This is a genomic window from uncultured Solobacterium sp. (assembly GCF_963550625.1).
GTDB lineage: Bacteria > Bacillota_I > Bacilli_A > Erysipelotrichales > Erysipelotrichaceae > Bulleidia.
In genome coordinates this window covers 174,246-190,650 of sequence record NZ_CAUVCV010000002.1, presented here as the reverse complement: position 1 = coordinate 190,650, position 16,405 = coordinate 174,246, and the positions used below count along the sequence as shown (strand labels likewise).

The 16,405-nt window shown below is 37.7% G+C and carries 15 protein-coding genes; 13 read left to right on the top strand and 2 right to left on the bottom strand.

What is annotated here, in order from left to right; genetic code table 11:
- Positions 1–3 precede the first annotated feature (3 nt).
- Positions 4–1,710, top strand: coding sequence for a phosphoenolpyruvate--protein phosphotransferase (gene ptsP / locus RYK16_RS02490; RefSeq protein ID WP_314850536.1), 1,707 nt, complete (start codon positions 4–6; stop codon positions 1,708–1,710).
- A 64-nt stretch (positions 1,711–1,774) separates the two neighbouring features.
- Here the strand turns inward: ptsP and RYK16_RS02485 are convergent, their stop codons facing one another.
- Positions 1,775–2,500 carry a fructose-bisphosphatase class III gene (locus RYK16_RS02485; RefSeq protein ID WP_314850534.1) on the bottom strand — a complete coding sequence of 242 codons (726 nt, stop codon included), beginning with the start codon at positions 2,498–2,500 and terminating at the stop codon, positions 1,775–1,777.
- 146 nt (positions 2,501–2,646) lie between these two features.
- Between RYK16_RS02485 and RYK16_RS02480 the strand changes: the two genes are divergently transcribed.
- The 5 genes from RYK16_RS02480 to RYK16_RS02460 all read left to right on the top strand — a co-directional run bounded on the left by RYK16_RS02480 (position 2,647) and on the right by RYK16_RS02460 (position 8,613).
- Positions 2,647–3,375: a YebC/PmpR family DNA-binding transcriptional regulator gene (locus tag RYK16_RS02480; RefSeq protein ID WP_314850533.1), complete on the top strand. Its 729-nt coding sequence runs from the start codon at positions 2,647–2,649 to the stop codon at positions 3,373–3,375.
- Between the two features lie 79 nt (positions 3,376–3,454).
- Positions 3,455–4,120: a response regulator transcription factor gene (locus tag RYK16_RS02475; protein ID WP_314850532.1), complete on the top strand. Its 666-nt coding sequence runs from the start codon at positions 3,455–3,457 to the stop codon at positions 4,118–4,120.
- 1 nt (position 4,121) lies between these two features.
- Positions 4,122–5,123: a HAMP domain-containing sensor histidine kinase gene (locus tag RYK16_RS02470; protein ID WP_314850531.1), complete on the top strand. Its 1,002-nt coding sequence runs from the start codon at positions 4,122–4,124 to the stop codon at positions 5,121–5,123.
- A gap of 86 nt (positions 5,124–5,209) precedes the next feature.
- Positions 5,210–5,896, top strand: a complete 687-nt coding sequence (locus RYK16_RS02465; protein ID WP_314850530.1) for an ABC transporter ATP-binding protein — start codon at positions 5,210–5,212, stop codon at positions 5,894–5,896.
- A gap of 2 nt (positions 5,897–5,898) precedes the next feature.
- The gene (locus RYK16_RS02460) at positions 5,899–8,613 is read left to right on the top strand and encodes an ABC transporter permease (RefSeq protein ID WP_314850529.1); all 2,715 of its coding nucleotides are present in this window, start codon (positions 5,899–5,901) and stop codon (positions 8,611–8,613) included.
- 60 nt (positions 8,614–8,673) lie between these two features.
- Here the strand turns inward: RYK16_RS02460 and RYK16_RS02455 are convergent, their stop codons facing one another.
- Entirely contained in the window at positions 8,674–9,795 is a 1,122-nt protein-coding gene (locus tag RYK16_RS02455; protein ID WP_314850528.1) for a nucleotidyltransferase family protein, read from the bottom strand.
- Positions 9,796–9,862: 67 nt separating this feature from the next.
- Between RYK16_RS02455 and RYK16_RS02450 the strand changes: the two genes are divergently transcribed.
- The 7 genes from RYK16_RS02450 (at position 9,863) to pknB (ending at position 16,400) form a co-directional block, all read left to right on the top strand.
- Positions 9,863–10,732 (top strand): alpha/beta hydrolase, encoded by an 870-nt coding sequence (locus RYK16_RS02450; protein WP_314850527.1) that lies wholly within the window; start codon positions 9,863–9,865, stop codon positions 10,730–10,732.
- Positions 10,733–10,882: 150 nt separating this feature from the next.
- Complete coding sequence (locus tag RYK16_RS02445) at positions 10,883–11,386, top strand: DUF177 domain-containing protein (protein ID WP_294020880.1); 504 nt, start codon at positions 10,883–10,885, stop codon at positions 11,384–11,386.
- Between the two features lie 16 nt (positions 11,387–11,402).
- Positions 11,403–11,561, top strand: coding sequence for a 50S ribosomal protein L32 (gene rpmF, locus RYK16_RS02440; protein WP_006525411.1), 159 nt, complete (start codon positions 11,403–11,405; stop codon positions 11,559–11,561).
- Positions 11,562–11,649: 88 nt separating this feature from the next.
- Complete coding sequence (gene rsmB, locus RYK16_RS02435; protein WP_314850526.1) at positions 11,650–12,867, top strand: 16S rRNA (cytosine(967)-C(5))-methyltransferase RsmB; 1,218 nt, start codon at positions 11,650–11,652, stop codon at positions 12,865–12,867.
- 67 nt (positions 12,868–12,934) lie between these two features.
- Positions 12,935–13,975 carry a 23S rRNA (adenine(2503)-C(2))-methyltransferase RlmN gene (gene rlmN, locus RYK16_RS02430; protein WP_314850525.1) on the top strand — a complete coding sequence of 347 codons (1,041 nt, stop codon included), beginning with the start codon at positions 12,935–12,937 and terminating at the stop codon, positions 13,973–13,975.
- Positions 13,976–13,977: 2 nt separating this feature from the next.
- Positions 13,978–14,727 carry a Stp1/IreP family PP2C-type Ser/Thr phosphatase gene (locus tag RYK16_RS02425; protein WP_294206978.1) on the top strand — a complete coding sequence of 250 codons (750 nt, stop codon included), beginning with the start codon at positions 13,978–13,980 and terminating at the stop codon, positions 14,725–14,727.
- Positions 14,724–16,400, top strand: coding sequence for a Stk1 family PASTA domain-containing Ser/Thr kinase (gene pknB / locus RYK16_RS02420; RefSeq protein ID WP_314850524.1), 1,677 nt, complete (start codon positions 14,724–14,726; stop codon positions 16,398–16,400). The genes RYK16_RS02425 and pknB overlap by 4 nt, the downstream gene beginning before the upstream one ends.
- Positions 16,401–16,405: the final 5 nt, after the last annotated feature.

Here is a 16,405-nt window from a genome sequence, read left to right as displayed (position 1 = left end):
GACATGTTGAAAGGTATAGCAGCATCACAGGGAATTGCAATTGCGAAAGTTTATAAGTTGGAACAACCAGTTCTTAAGATTGTACAGACAAGTGCAAATCCAGAGGAAGAATTAAAGAAGTTGGATAGTGCATTTACAAAGACAATCTCTGATATTGAACAGATTAAAGGCGTCGCATCAAAGACATTAGCAGAAGAAGAATTGGCTATTTTCGATGCACATCTTATGATGATAGGTGACCCAGAGTTCCGTGCTTCCATTGAAAACGAAATTACATCAAATTCAGTAAACGCTGAATACGCAGCAGATTGTGTATCTAAGATGATGATTTCTATGTTTGAAAGCATGGACGATGAATACATGCGTGCAAGAGCGGCAGATATCAAAGACGTATCATTCCGCTTACTCTGCAATATTACAGGAAATGAAATTCCTAACCTAAGTACATTAAATGAACCGGTAGTTGTGGTTGCTAAGGACTTAACACCATCTGATACAGGTTCCTTAAATAAGGAATTCGCAAAGGGTTTTGCGACTGAAATTGGTGGACGTACAAGCCACAGTGCAATCATGGCCCGTTCCTTAGAGATTCCAGCTATCGTTGGTGTAAATGAAATTCTAAATACATTAAAATCAGGTGACTTAGTTATCTTAGATGCAATTAATGGTGAAGTTATTACAGAACCAACAGAAGAACAGATTGCGGAATATACAAAGCGTGCTGAAGAGTTCCTTGCAAATAAGGAAGCTCTCAAGGCATTAAAGGATAAGCCATCCGTATCTGTTGATGGTCATAAGGTTGAACTTGTTGGTAACATTGGTTCTCCAGCTGACGTTGATGCGGTAAACGCAAATGGTGGTGAAGGTGTAGGTCTATTCCGTACAGAATTCCTCTACATGAAGAGCGAAAATGATTTCCCTAACGAAGACATGCAGTTTGCAGCATATAAATCAGTTCTTGAAGGTATGAATGGCAAGCAAGTTGTGATTCGTACACTTGATATCGGTGGTGATAAAAAGTTAAGTTACTACCAATTTGAAGAAGAGATGAACCCATTCCTAGGTGTACGTGCTGTACGTTTCTGCTTATCACGTAAGGATATCTTCCGTGTTCAATTGCGTGCATTATTACGTGCTTCTGCATTTGGTAAGTTGTGCATCATGTTCCCAATGATTGCGACTGTTGCAGAATTCCGTGAAGCGAAAGCTGTTTATGATGAAGAACGTGCGAAGTTAATTGCTGAAGGTGTAACTGTTGGTGATGTACAAGTAGGTATCATGATTGAAATTCCTGCAGCTGCAGTACTTGCAGATCAGTTAGCGAAGGAAGCAGACTTCTTCTCTATCGGTACAAATGACCTAATTCAATACTCCATGGCTGCTGACCGTATGAGTCAACCAGTATCTTACCTCTATCAGCCATTAAACCCATCTGTATTACGTTTAATTAAGATGGCAATCGATGGTGCACATAAAGAAGGTAAGTGGTGTGGTATGTGTGGTGAAATGGCTGGTGATGAGTTAGCTGCACCAATCTTACTTGGTTTAGGATTAGATGAGTTCTCAATGAGCGCAACATCTATCTTACCAGCACGTAAGATTATCAACTCCTTAAGCTATGCAGAGATGAAGGAACTAGCTGAAAAGGCAGTCGCTTCCTCTACAGAAGCAGAAGTTGTAGAGTTAATTAAGAATACAATTTCAAAGTAATGTAATGAAAATGCTGTATAAGTGAAATGACCTATGCAGCATTTTTTTCTATTATGAAGAGGTATTATGTTCGATCCGGTTGTAAACTAGGTACATAGAATTCTTGTAAGTCATCTAGACGAAGACAACCTAAAGACTTACCAAATACACATCCACAGTCGATATGATAGATATGTTTATTCTTACCAATGGCAATCTTTCCACGATATTCATCACCATAACGGAAGGTAGGTGTATGGCCTACAATCATTGTCGTATCGTTGAAGGGATTTGCATCTAAACCTATCTTTTCCCATATAAGGGTGTGATGTGGTACAGAGGCAATGACAGTAGTAGGTTTCATATATTCTTCGCTAAGGCCAGCATGAACTAATAGGAATTTTTTGCCATGAACAGTTATTTCTTTGTAATACGGACAGTTTTCGAGATAAAGTTTAATGTCATAACATTCATGGTAATCTAAGTCCATAAATTGGTCAGAAGTGATGAGCCCTCCATTACGCAATGTCCATCGTAGATAATCATCATCTGCACGCTGTGCGCGGAAGTCGCGTTTACAATCTATCATGTATTGAGAATACTTTAATAACCATGCATCATGATTACCCATGATGATGTGCATATTCTTGCTGGAGATAATCTTTTGTAGTACCTTCATATTCTTAGGACCACGGTCACATACATCACCAATAATCCATAGTTCATCGTAGTCACTAAAAGATACAAGATCTAGCATTTGCATAAATTCATCATAACAACCATGTATATCACTCATTACATATATCGACATCTATATTAACTCCCAATGTAAATATCATATCACAAACAGCGTATAGGGATGAGTGATATGGTTACAGCTCAGCGGTTTTTTCTTCACAATGGAGTGTATTTTTGATATAATACTAACGGCTATTTTTATGAAAGAAGGTATTGAATATGGGAAGAGCGCATGAAGTCCGTGCAGCCTCAATGGCAAAGACTGCTGCAATTAAATCAAAGTTATATTCACGTTTTGGAAAGGAATTATATATCGCCGCTAAGAGTGGTGTTCCTGATCCAGATATGAATCTTTCTTTAAAGAGAAAGATTGCTGAAGCAAAATCCAACCAAGTACCTGCCGATGTTATTAAGAGAGCAATCGACAAAGCAAAGGGTGGAACAGACGAAAACTATACAGAAGCACGCTATGAAGGATTTGGTCCTGGTAACTCTACTGTCATTGTAGATTGCTTAACAGATAATACAAATCGTTCTATGACAGAAGTTAAGACAGCATTCAATAAGTCAAAGGGTGCTAAGATGGTTAACGCTGGTGGTGTTTCTTACAACTATGAATCAGTTGGTCTATTCGTATTTAACTATGCGGATGAAGACGCAATGCTTGAGGCATTATTAGAAGCTGAGGTTGATGTTACTGATCTTACAATCGAAGATGGTATCATGACTGTTAAGACAGCATTTACTGATTTCGGTAAGGCACAGGATGCGATTGAAAAGCTATTACCAAACATTGAATTTGAAACATGTGAAACAACAATGTTACCAAATGAATATGTGACACTAACAGATCCTGAAGAAATTGAAGCGTTCCATAAGTTAATGGATATGCTCAATGAAGCAGATGATGTAAATAAGGTGTACCATAACGCTATCATCAACGAATAACATGCATGAATACTCTTCCTAGTATGGAAGAGTTTTTCTTTTGATAGGCTTGTGCTACTATGGATAAAGAGGAAGCGTTATGACGAGAATACTACTTGTGGAAGATGATTTCGCAATTGTTCATTCCTTACAGGAATATCTGAATCTAGAAGGTTTTACTTCAGATCATGCAAGTGGACAAAAGGAAGCGGAAGAACTATTAAAGACAAAACAATACCAATTATTGTTGTTGGATGTTTCTTTAAAAGACGGTGATGGCTTTGTGGTGTGTAATATCGCCCAAAAGATACAATTACCAGTCATCTTTTTAAGTGCGTCTTCAGATGAAGAAACAGTTGTAAGAGGATTAAATATCGGTGCAGATGACTATATTACGAAGCCATTTCGACCAAAAGAATTACTCTCTCGTATCAAAAACGTCATACGACGTCATGCAGGACATCAGACCATCATTCTTTTGGATGACATACAGGTGGATACTGAAAAGGCTATCGTAAAAAAGAAGGATATAGCCATCAATTTGTCAGCACTTGAGTACAAGTTACTCACACTCTTTATTGATCATCGTGGCAAGCTACTTACAAGAGATCAACTCCTCGATGAGATTTGGAATATCGCAGGAGATTTTGTGAATGATAATACGATAACGGTATATATCAAACGCTTGCGAGAGAAGATTGAAGATGATCCTACAAATCCTAAAATTATTAAAACGGTTCGTGGATTGGGATATAGGATGGACTAGTATGAAGTATTTACGTAATCAAGATGTTCTTCGCGAGATACTCTTATCTTTCGTGATTGGAGTTATATGCTCGTTTGTCACATATCCACTGATAGGTGGATATGCAATCCTATTCCTATTATTGGCGCTTGTACTTGTAGCTGTACATTATTATTTCTCAATCAAGCGTTATCAACAAATCGCTCAGTTAAGCTTATCGTTAGATAAAGTGTTACATGGTAATGCAATTCAGATTGATGATCAATACGAAGGGGAATTATCCATCCTCAGTGATGAAATTTCTAAGATGATCATTAAACTGAACGAACAGACCGAACTACTACAGAAAGATAAAGTCCGATTAACCAATGCAATCGCGGATATCTTTCATCAAATGCGAACACCACTGACATCAATCAACTTATCGTTAACTGTTTTAAATGATGAGCATCTTTCGAATGATAAAGCACTCTATTATCGTCGAGATATCAAAAAACAACTAGAGAAATTACAGTGGCTAATTGAAACGTTGTTGAAGATGTCTAAAATCGATGCGAAGACTGCTATTTTCCATCGACAAGAATTACCTGCAAAAGACATCCTGACGAAGGCAATAGAACCGTTCGCAATTCCGATGGAACTAAAAGAACAGAAGTGTATTCTCAACTGCACAAATGAGAAGATGTTCGTCGATGAGCAATGGACGATGGAAGCGTTTAGTAATCTGATCAAGAACGCGATGGAACATACTCCAGATGGTGGCATAATTCAACTGAATGTCAGTGAAAATCCATTATATACAGAAGTGATTGTACAAGATAATGGAGAAGGGATTCCGGAAGAAGATATTCCATACATGTTTGAGCGTTTCTATAAGGGCAAAAACGCAAAACCGGAAAGTGTAGGGATTGGTCTAGCATTTGCCCGCATGATTATTACTGCACAAAATGGAACCATCAGTGTTAAGAATCATCCAGATGGTGGCGCTTGCTTTACTGTACGTTTCTATAAACAAATTATTTGATCCTGTGAAAACAGGATTTTTCTTACAAAATGTCATCATTGTGTCACATTCACTTTTTATACTGTAAGTATAAGGAGGACTTTGATATGGAAGTCTTACGCGTTGAACACTTAACAAAAATCTATGGAAAAGGGGAAAATGAAGTAAAAGCCCTAGATAATGTTTCGTTTACGATTGAACAAGGTGAGTTTGTGGCGATTATTGGTCCATCAGGATCAGGTAAATCAACTCTATTACATATGTTAGGAGGAGTTGATAAACCAACACGTGGGAAAGTATTTGTAGGTGGACAAGATGTCTATGCACAAAATGAAGAACAACTAGCTGTATTCCGTCGTAGAAAAGTCGGTTTAATTTACCAATTTTATAATTTGATTCCTGTATTAAGTGCAGAGGAGAATATCACATTACCTGTGCTAATGGATGGAAAAGAAGTTAACAAAGAACGTCTTGAAGAGTTAATGAATGTGTTAGGTCTACAAGAAAGACGAAAAAATCTACCAAACCAACTTTCTGGTGGTCAACAACAACGTGTATCCATTGGTAGAGCGCTTATGAACGCTCCAGCAATTGTACTTGCGGATGAACCGACTGGAAACCTTGATAGTAAAAATAGCCAAGAAATTGTAGAACTATTAAAGTTATCAAATAAAAAATACCAACAGACAATGATCATCATTACCCACGATGAAAGTATTGCCTTACAGGCAGACCGTATTATCTCAATCGAAGATGGAAAGATAACAAGAGACGAAAGAATCCGTGAGGTGTAATCATGAGTATATTTACAAAACTTACACAGCGTTATCTTTCCAAGAATAAGACAAGAACGATTGTAACTTTGATAGGTATTATTGTATCTATGGCTTTGTTTACTGCTGTTATTGAAGGTGCATATAGTGGATATCAATTCTTGAAAAATCGTGAGATTGCTGTAACGGGTCAGTGGCAAGTCATCATGAATAATGTAAATAAAGAAGGCTTAGAAGAAGCTAAGACAAACAAGCAGATAGAACAATACGAAAATGTATATACGCTTGGTTGGGCAGAAGTTGCTAATGAAAATGATGGAAAACCCTATCTTCTCGTACAATCATTAGGGGATATGGAACATGCATTATTCCCAATCAATTTAGTTTCAGGTCGTATGCCTGAAAAGCAAGATGAAATTCTATTGCCAGAAAACTTTATCGCAAATGCAAAAGAGAAATACCAAGTAGGAGATACGATTACTCTAGAAACAGGACAACGTTTTATAGAGAAAGAACAACTTTCTGAAAATACACCATACCAGGAAAATGAGAGTTTAAAGAATACAACCAAACATACTTTTACGATTGTTGGTATTATGGAACGTCTACCATTTGAGATTGAAGAGTTTTCTTGTCCTGGCTATACATGCATTACAAATGGTTTTCATACAGATAGTCAGAAACTATTCTTAACAATTCAGTCGCCAAGTAAAATGCAGGAATTCTTAATGCGTCAAACAATTTCAGATTCCTATGTTCCACATTCAGATTTGTTGCGTTTTTATGGTGCATTTAAAGCAAGTGGGGAACGTTCAGTGTTGATTGGTTTAACAACAATACTCGTACTACTCATTGCCTATGGTTCTATTTCACTGATTTATAATTCATTTTCGATTTCTATCAGTGAACGTATTCGTCAGTTTGGAATTATGAGGTCCATTGGTGCTTCCAATCGACAGATTCGTCGTATGGTTCTATTTGAAGCATTTCTACTTGCAATCATTGGTATTATTTTGGGCGTGATTGTTGGATGCGTTGGAATTGGTGTCACACTTGCTTGGGTTCAAAATAACTTTATTGTGAATATTGCAAATAAAGTTGGTTTGGGTTTACGTTTGGTGATTAGTCCGTTACCAATTCTTATTGCAGTTATGATATGCCTAGTGACGACGATTGTTGCAGCATATATTCCAGCATATAAAGCAATTCATAAATCTGCGATTGAGGCTATTCGTCAAAGTGATGAAATTATCATTAAACCTAATGAAGTAAAAACGACAAAGCTTACCCAGAAATTATTTGGATTTGCAGGTGTAATGGCTACTAAGAATTTCAAACGTAATAAACGTAAGTATCGTTCTACAATTCTTTCACTAGCGTTAAGTGTCATACTATTTATTTCTGCCGCATCTTTAACACAATATGTAAATAAGATGTTGCTAATACAGAGTAGTAATGATCACAAGATGAATGTCATGTACAATGCATACACTGATGAACAAGAAGATGTTACCCAGCGCTTTAATGTCATTAAGGCAATACCAGAAATTCAAAATATCGCTATCACGCAGAAAATTTTCGATGAATCCTATATTCAACGTAATTATATTGCGTCTGAATACTGGACAGCAGAGAACCAACAGTATCTTCGCCGTATCAAGGATGCGGTTGGTGTGAATGTTGAACTAGTTTTTGTGGATGATGATGCATTTAAGAATTTGTGTAAACAAAACAAGGTAGATTCGTCCAGTTATTTTGATAAAAATAGTCCAAAGGGTTTACTGTACAATCACGTTATCCAACAATTGGTAAGAGAAGGTAAGGCTATTACGCGTGATGTATCCGTGATAGATACTAACGCAAATAATGTACCAATGTTTGTTCGTGAATACAAACAAATAGAAGGGTATGCAAGTTTACATGAGCCATATATTAAAGATGGTAAGCAGTATTATCTCTTCTATCCGATAGAGTATATTGAAGAAATGGGAGGCTATGAAAACTTAGACATGCGTAAAGCCAAACTCTATCCAGTTGAAGAAATTGATATTTATATTCCACTTGTGGCAGGAGCACAAATTGAAGAGAATCTATTTACATTAAGTCGTAATACAATGCAGCTAATCTATCCAAGAAGTATGGCGACGACACTATTTGAAAATACAGATACGAGCTATATTCAACGATTATCGAATCCAGAGATTGGTATACAGACAGATAACCATGCAAGTGTTGCCCAACAACTTGAAAAGATTCAAAAAGACAATGGTTGGAGTGCAGATAGAATCTATGACTTTGATCGTGAACGTCAAAATAATCGCATGTTTATCTTAGTGATAAATGTATTTTCCTATGGATTCATTCTTCTAATTGGTGTTATATCGATTGCGAATGTATTTAATACGATTTCAACGAATATCATTCTTCGTCGGAAAGAGTTTGCGATGTTACGATCGGTTGGTATGTCTGAAAAGGGCTTCCGAAAAATGCTAAATTATGAGTGTTTAATCTATGGAGGTCGAAGCTTAGCCATTGGTCTTCCAATATCGTTTATCTTTTCATTCTTTATCTATCATGTGATTAATCAGATGGTACAAGTTGATTACTTTATTCCTTATATCAGTGTGCTACTAGCAATCGCTATGGTATTTGTGGTTGTGTTTATCACCATGTTGTATACAACAAGAAAGATACGAAGAAATAATGTAATTGAAGAATTACGCATCGAAAATATTTAGTGAAATATCTAGAAGGTACTTTGGTACCTTCTTTTTAAATCAAAAGAACATTAGACATTTCTAATGTTCTGAGGAGATATAGTGAGCACCACTGATTTCTAATTTTAATAGACGTTTTCTTTCTTTACTTGGTAATACACTGGTATAGAGTAGGGTACTACGATATTCCAGTGTTCTCCATGGAAATGGAACATCCGCAAATTTACTACAGATACGCATATCTTCCTTACGCATGTCATGGAGCCATTTCTTGCCAGTATCGTTGAAGGCAAGAATACGTAAGTGGTCAAGTGCTGGTAGACGTTGTGCTTCGTATTTTGTCAACTGTACCATCGCTTGTAAGATGCTACGACGAATACGATTGCTGGTGTAACGATAGGTTGTGGCATCCCTTAAGAAACCTTCATATGTATCGTTATCTGCAGCACATTTACGTAGATGATTTTCGATTCCTTCGTTAAATAAGAACATATCTTCTAATTGCTTGCGAGAAGAAGTTAATAAGTATGTTCGCAAGTAAGGATAGAACTGTCCAGGATATACCAGTGTACTTTCTTTGAGTATTTCTTCCATTGGTGTAGAGTTTGCTAGACTATCGTTATTTTTGAGTGCTTTGCGAATTGCTATGGCACTTGCATTTTCAGATATCTCTGGACTAAGATAACCACTTGTACGTTGTACAATCACTGGTTGAATATTAGATCCTTTTAAGTGTTTTAAATAAGAAACAGCTAAGATATCATTTGGTTCCATAGAACCTGTTAAAAGACTATATGCACGAGGGAAAGACATCCCTGTCTGCATGCTTTCTCTTAAGTTATCGGGGTTAAGAGAAGTATCCGCAATTTCTTGTAGGTTTTCTAAATTCGCACACTCACTACCAAAGGAGATATAGTCAACTTTCGCAATCTTTAAAAGTTCCACCGCACCATACGCAAACTTGGAAGCACTTTGGGTTGCGTAAAAATAAGGCAGTTCAATCACTAGATCTACGCCATTTTCAATGGCTGCCTTGGCACGTTTCCATTTGTCGATAATTGCAGGCTCTCCACGCTGTACAAAATTACCAGACATAACAGCGATAACCATATCACAACCACTTAGCTTTCTTGCTTGTTCGATTTGATAGCGATGTCCATTATGGAATGGATTATACTCCGCTATGATTCCACATACTTTCATTTCTTAAAATTCCTTTACAGTTGATATGATACAATGAAATCAATCAAACAAGAAAGGATATTTCTTTATGACAGAGTTAATTTATAAAATCATTAAACCTGAAACAGAAGTGAGGGCAACACTAGTCTGTGTACACGGTATGCAAGAACATCACGCCCGTTATATCTCCTTTGCAAGAGAGTTATCAAAGCAGGGAATTGCAGTACTAATTTATGACTTACCAGGACATGGGGAAGCTTTCAAAGATGAACTAGGATACTTTGCGGATCGAAATGGTGATGAAGTATTAATTCAATCCGTAGATACGATGGTGACGAAGCTACATACAGAATACCCAGATGTACCACACTTCTTATTTGGACATTCGATGGGCTCTATCATTGTTCGTTTGTATTTAGAAAGTAATGATAACTTTGCTGGTATGATTCTTTGTGGTGCACCAAATTATCAACCAGCAGCTGGATTTGGTAAGAAACTTGCCCAGTTACTAGTCAAGATGAAGGGACCTAAGGCAAAGACAAAACTGTTAACAGCACTGAGTGTTGGATCCTTTAGTAAGGCTGTCAAGAACGCAAAGACACCAGTTGATTGGTTGTCCTATAACGAAGAAAACGTAAAACAATTCTTGAATGATGAATTATGTGGTGTACCATTTACAGATGCGGGTAACCGTGACTTATTTTCAATGGTTGCTCACTTACATCATCCATTTACCGCGAAGAATCCATCTTTACCAATTCTATTTATCAGTGGTGAAGATGATCCATGTACTGGTGGAACGTTGGGATTAGTGGATAGTATTTCGACATTACAGAAGAATGGATATGCAAATATCGAAAATATCACATTCCCGAAAATGCGTCATGAGATTCTCAATGAAAAGGAGAATCATCTAGTAATCAAAGAGATGATTAAATTTATTAACCAGCATCAATAAAATTTGAAACAAATATTTTCAGAAAGAAAAGGTTAAGAGAGTATCTTCCATCAAATTTTCGCTTTTACAAGCGTTTTTCGGGGGATATTTGATTGACTTTGAAGTGCGGTTTGTTATAATTTATAAGCGTTAACGAGCGAGGAGACTGCCGTGAAGTGGACAAAAACAGAGTTGCTGCGTGATTTGCAGAATGTAGATTTTGACGAAGATGTAGTAATTGAGAACGATGAACTGAAAAATGACACCGGTATCTTATCTGTTGAAGATGTTCATGTAGAAGGTCACGGTTATATCGACGATGAGGATGATCGCTTCTATGTAGATATGCATATTACAGGAACAATGATTTGTCCTGATGCTATCACAAATGAACCGATTGAAGTTCCTCTCGATGTCGAAAGTCAAGAAACATATGTCTTTGAAGAAACTGATGAAGATGGCGTACGCCTCGTTACCAGTGAAGTCGTTGATCTGATGCCTGCAGTGATAGATGCTATCCTGTTGGAGGTACCACTTCAAGTGACTGAAGCAGTAGAGGGTGAATATCCGCATGGCGATGGCTGGCAGATATTTACAGAAGCTGAGTATCAGGAAAGCCGGAAAGATCAATTGGATCCGCGTCTGGCAGGACTGAAGCAATTCAAAAATGAATAGTAGGAGGTGCTAGACAATGGCTGTACAACAGAGAAGAAATTCCAAGACGAGAAAGAACAAGAGAAGAACACATTACAAGTTAAATGTACCTACACTCGTAAAGAATGCTGCAGGTGAATACGTTCGCCCACACCATGAAGGTTCTTACGTTAAGGAAACAACAGAATCCAAATAAGGTTGGAAATGAAGATGCTTTATAGCATCTTTTTCTATTGCTATATCAGAAGTCGTTTGATAAAGTCTATGTGAATTAAGGAGTTTCTATGAGTGTAAGAGCGGAAGTATTAAATATATTAGAGCGTGTATTTCGCCAACATGGTTTTGCGTCTTTACTATTAAGAAAGGCAAATATCTCGAAAGAAGAGATGGGCCTAGCAAGTGAAATTGTGTATGGTACGATACGGAATAAAACACTATTAGAAGAACAATGGCGTCCATTTACCAAGCACGTAAAGCCAAGAGTGGCTGCACTTCTCAATATGAGTGTGTACCAGTTACTCTTTTTGGATAGTATACCTTCCTATGCCGTCATCTTTGAGGCAGTAGAGCTTGCCGGTAAATCGGAGAAAGAGTTTGTAAATGCTGTTCTTCGTAAGGTACAAGCGCAGGGTCTAAAAAAGCCTGAAGGGAATACGATTGAAGAACTTGCGGTATTAACTTCCCATCCACTATGGATCTTGCAGTTATGGAAAGCTCACTATGGCTTTGAAACAATGAAGGAGATTGCGTTGCATAATCAGGAACCTTCACTTGTATACGGTAGAGTAAATACCTTAAAGTGTAAAAAAACTGAAGTTGCTCAAATGCCGGATGTACGTATGCTAGAGGATGATTGTTTCTTCTATGCAGGTGTTTTGCAGAGAACAGAACTATTCTCTAAAGGAATGGTATTGATACAAGATCGCCACTCACAAAAAGTTGTGTGTAAGCTAGATGTTTTACCTGGTATGCAGGTGTTAGATGCCTGTGCAGCACCAGGCACTAAAACGCAGCAGATTGCTTGCTTGATGAAGAATCAAGGTAAGATTATCGCTACGGATTTGTATGAAGCACGTTGTAATTTGATTGACGAATTAATGAATCGTACAGGAGTATCTATTGTTTGTGCAAAACAGAATGACGCAACAATCACGGGGAAATTTCCTAAAGAAAGTTTTGATCGTATATTGATTGATGCGCCTTGTTCTGGTCTAGGTGATTTATCTCATAAGCCAGAGATTCGTTGGCATCTTGAGCCATCATCAATCGATGAACTTGTACAAACACAAGAAGCAATTCTAGATGCTAGCGCAGAGTATTTACGCGTTGGAGGAATTCTTGTGTATAGTACCTGTACGTTAAATCGTAAGGAAAACGAACAACAAATTAAAAAATTCTTGGTGAAACATACGAACTATGTCTTGCTAGAAGAAGAGACTTTATTTCCAATGGTAGATGATTCAGATGGCTTCTATTACGCAAAATTAAAGCGTAACCAATAGGTTATTTGTGTTTGAAACATTGGATAACATATCGAGAAATTAGTGTGATTGTGGTAATATATTAACTATGCAAAGTATATATGATTTAAATATGAAGATGGCGACAGAAATGCTCGCCGAAAAGGGACAAAAATCTTATCGTGCAAAGCAATTATTCCAATGGCTTTATCGTAAGCGTGTAAGTTCATTCCAAGAGATGACTGATATGCCTGCGAGTCTATTGGAAGAGCTTGCACAGGAATATTCGATTGAACCTGTGAAGGAAATTACACGTCAGGTTGCTCGGGATGGAACTACCAAATATCTTTTCCAGTTAGCAGATGGTTCTTCAGTTGAGACAGTTTTGATGCATTTCCATTTTGGGGAAAGTTTATGTGTAACAAGTCAGCTTGGATGTAATATGGGCTGTACTTTTTGCGCATCTGGTTTATTAAAGAAGCAGCGTGATTTAACTGCTGGTGAAATTGTTGGACAGGTTATGTTTGTCCAAAAGGAATTAGATAAAATTGGTAAGCGTGTTGATAATGTCGTTATCATGGGAACAGGTGAGCCATTTGATAACTATGATAACGTGATGCGTTTCTGCGAGATTATCAATAGTGACTTAGGTCTAGCAATTGGTGCAAGACATATCACAATTAGTACCTGTGGTATCGTTCCGCGTATTAAGGATTTTGCGAAGGGTCATTATCAATATAACCTAGCAATCTCTTTACATGCGCCTAATGATGCCTTACGTAGAAAATTAATGCCTATCGATCAAGCGTATCCTTTAGATGTATTGATGGACGCATTACATGAATATAGTGAAGGTAATAATCGTCGTATAACGTTTGAATATATCTTATTACATGGTGTCAATGATACGGATGCACATGCGATTGAACTGGCGAATTTAATTCGTGGTATGAATGCGTATGTGAATCTGATTCCATATAACCAAGTCGATGAGAATGGCTATGTTTCAACAAACGAGAAAGTTGCATTACATTTCTATGATGTGCTTATGAAACATGGTGTAAAAGCTACCTTACGTTCTAAACATGGCGATGATATTGATGCGGCTTGTGGTCAGCTTCGCGCAAAACATGAAAAGGGTAAACTTTAAACATGAAATACTATGGAATAACAGACAAAGGATTGGTACGTAAAAGTAACCAAGATAGTTATGTCATTGCGACAAATGTAGCAGGTGAAGTATTCGCGATTGTCGCAGATGGTATTGGCGGAAATTTAGGTGGGGATATTGCCAGTAGAATGGCGGTAGCCCATTTTTCGCGTGTATTCTCTGAGACAGAGCAGTTTCGAGATGCGGATGAAGTGAAACTATGGCTCAATCGTGAAGTGAAAATCTGTAATTCCGCAATCTTCGATTATGGTAAGCAACATGCAGACCTCAAGGGTATGGGCACAACGTTATGTGCTGCTCTGATTACGCATATTGGTATATTTATTGTAAACATTGGGGATTCCCGTGCGTATGCTTGGTGGCATGTAGGTAAGATGAAGCAGTTAACTGTCGATCATACTTTAGTGAATGACATGTTAATGCATCATGAGATTACACCTGAGGAAGCCAAAACATTCCCACGTCGTAACGTATTAACCAATGCGTTAGGTGTTTGGGAAGATGTAAAGTGTGATATTACACATCATATTGAGAAGATGGATGGAATTCTTTTATGTAGTGATGGTCTGCATGGCTATGTGCCAGAAAAAACAGTACTACGCGTTGTAATTGATCCGCATAAAGATCCTTCATTACGTGCACGTAAGTTAATTAAACTAGCTTTAGAAGCTGGTGGTTTTGATAATACAACAGTCATCTTATTAGACTTTGCTGGGGGCTACACACTATGAACAAAAAGAATGTAGTCGCTAACCGTTATGAAGTTGTTCAGCATATTGGTCAAGGTGGCATGGCTGATGTATTCTTGGCTATCGATACAATTTTAAATCGTCATGTCGCTATCAAGATTCTACGCTCTGATCAAAGTACAGATGCGATTAGTATCTTGCGTTTTGAGCGTGAAGCACAAGCTGCCACAACATTAGCGCATCCAAATATTGTAGAAATCTATGATGTAGGTGAATATAAGAATCATCACTATATTGTAATGGAATACGTGGCTGGTAAGACTTTAAAGAAAGTGATCCGTGACCGTGCACCTTTATTGAATCTAGAAGCGGTTGATACAATGAAACAACTAACTTCTGCAGTTGCGGAAGCACATAAGCGTGGCATTATTCACCGAGATATCAAACCACAGAACGTGATTGTTAAGTCTGATGGTTCTTTAAAGATTTTGGACTTTGGTATCGCAACTGCCAAGGGTAGTGCGCAATTAACACAAGCAAATAATGTTATGGGTTCAGTTCATTACTTAGCACCTGAACTTGCAAAGGGTGAGCCAGCTTCCCCACAATCAGACATTTATGCCTTGGGTATTGTGTTCTATGAGATGTTGACAGGGGATGTTCCTTTTAAGGCAGACCAAGCTGTACAGATTGCATTACAACACATGAGAGAGCCTATGCCAAGTGTACGCAAAGCCAATCCAAATGTTCCACAATCTGTAGAGAATATCATCATCCGTGCAACTGCAAAAAATCCAAAGTTGCGTTATCAAAGCTGTGATGAGATGTTAAAGGATTTAGAGAAGTGCATGTTGCCAGAACATCAAAATGACAAGCCATTAAGTCTGAAAGATCCAATCGATAAAACACCAACAAAACAAGAAAAAGATGATGCTAAGGTCGCAATGACAAGAAGTACATCTCTTTCACGTGTTGCAAATAAACGTACCAAGATTTATATCACTGCTATCGTAGTGTTATTCGCATTGTTTGCGTTAATTGTAGGACTATTTTTAGCAGGTATTTTACCACCTAAATCCAAGACGGTTACTGTACCAAATGTTTCTGATATGGATGTGGCACAAGCAACTGCAGTCCTAGAAGAACAAGAACTTGAAGTGGATCAGGAGAATATTATCTATCAACTATCGAAAGATAGTATTGAAGGTGTTGTAATTAGTACAGAACCTGCTAGTTCTAGTGAAGTAGAGCGTCATTCAAAAGTGAAGCTTATCGTATCCAGTGGTGTCGGTGAAGAAATGCCAAACTATGTTGGTAGAAACATCGATGATGTTAAGGCATCTCTACCATCTACGATTCACTTAATCGAAAAAGAAGAGCAGGGAAATAAAAAGCCTGGTACTATCATCCGTCAAGAAGGTGTAGCACCTGGAGAACTCTATGATATAGCTGGTGTAACGGATGTGACGCTATACTATGTGCCATATGTAAAGGTTACAATTCCAGCAGATATCATTGGAAAACCGATTGAGGAAGCGACAGCACAATTAGAAGCGATGGGTGTTAACGTCGTGCGTGCACACCGTGATACTTCTTCTTTACCTCAAAGTGAAATTGATAAAATCAAAGTTGGTACAGTCATTGAGACAATGCCAGCTGCAGGTAGTGAATATACACAAAAAAAGGATAGTTATGTCACATTATACTTTTACTAAGGAGT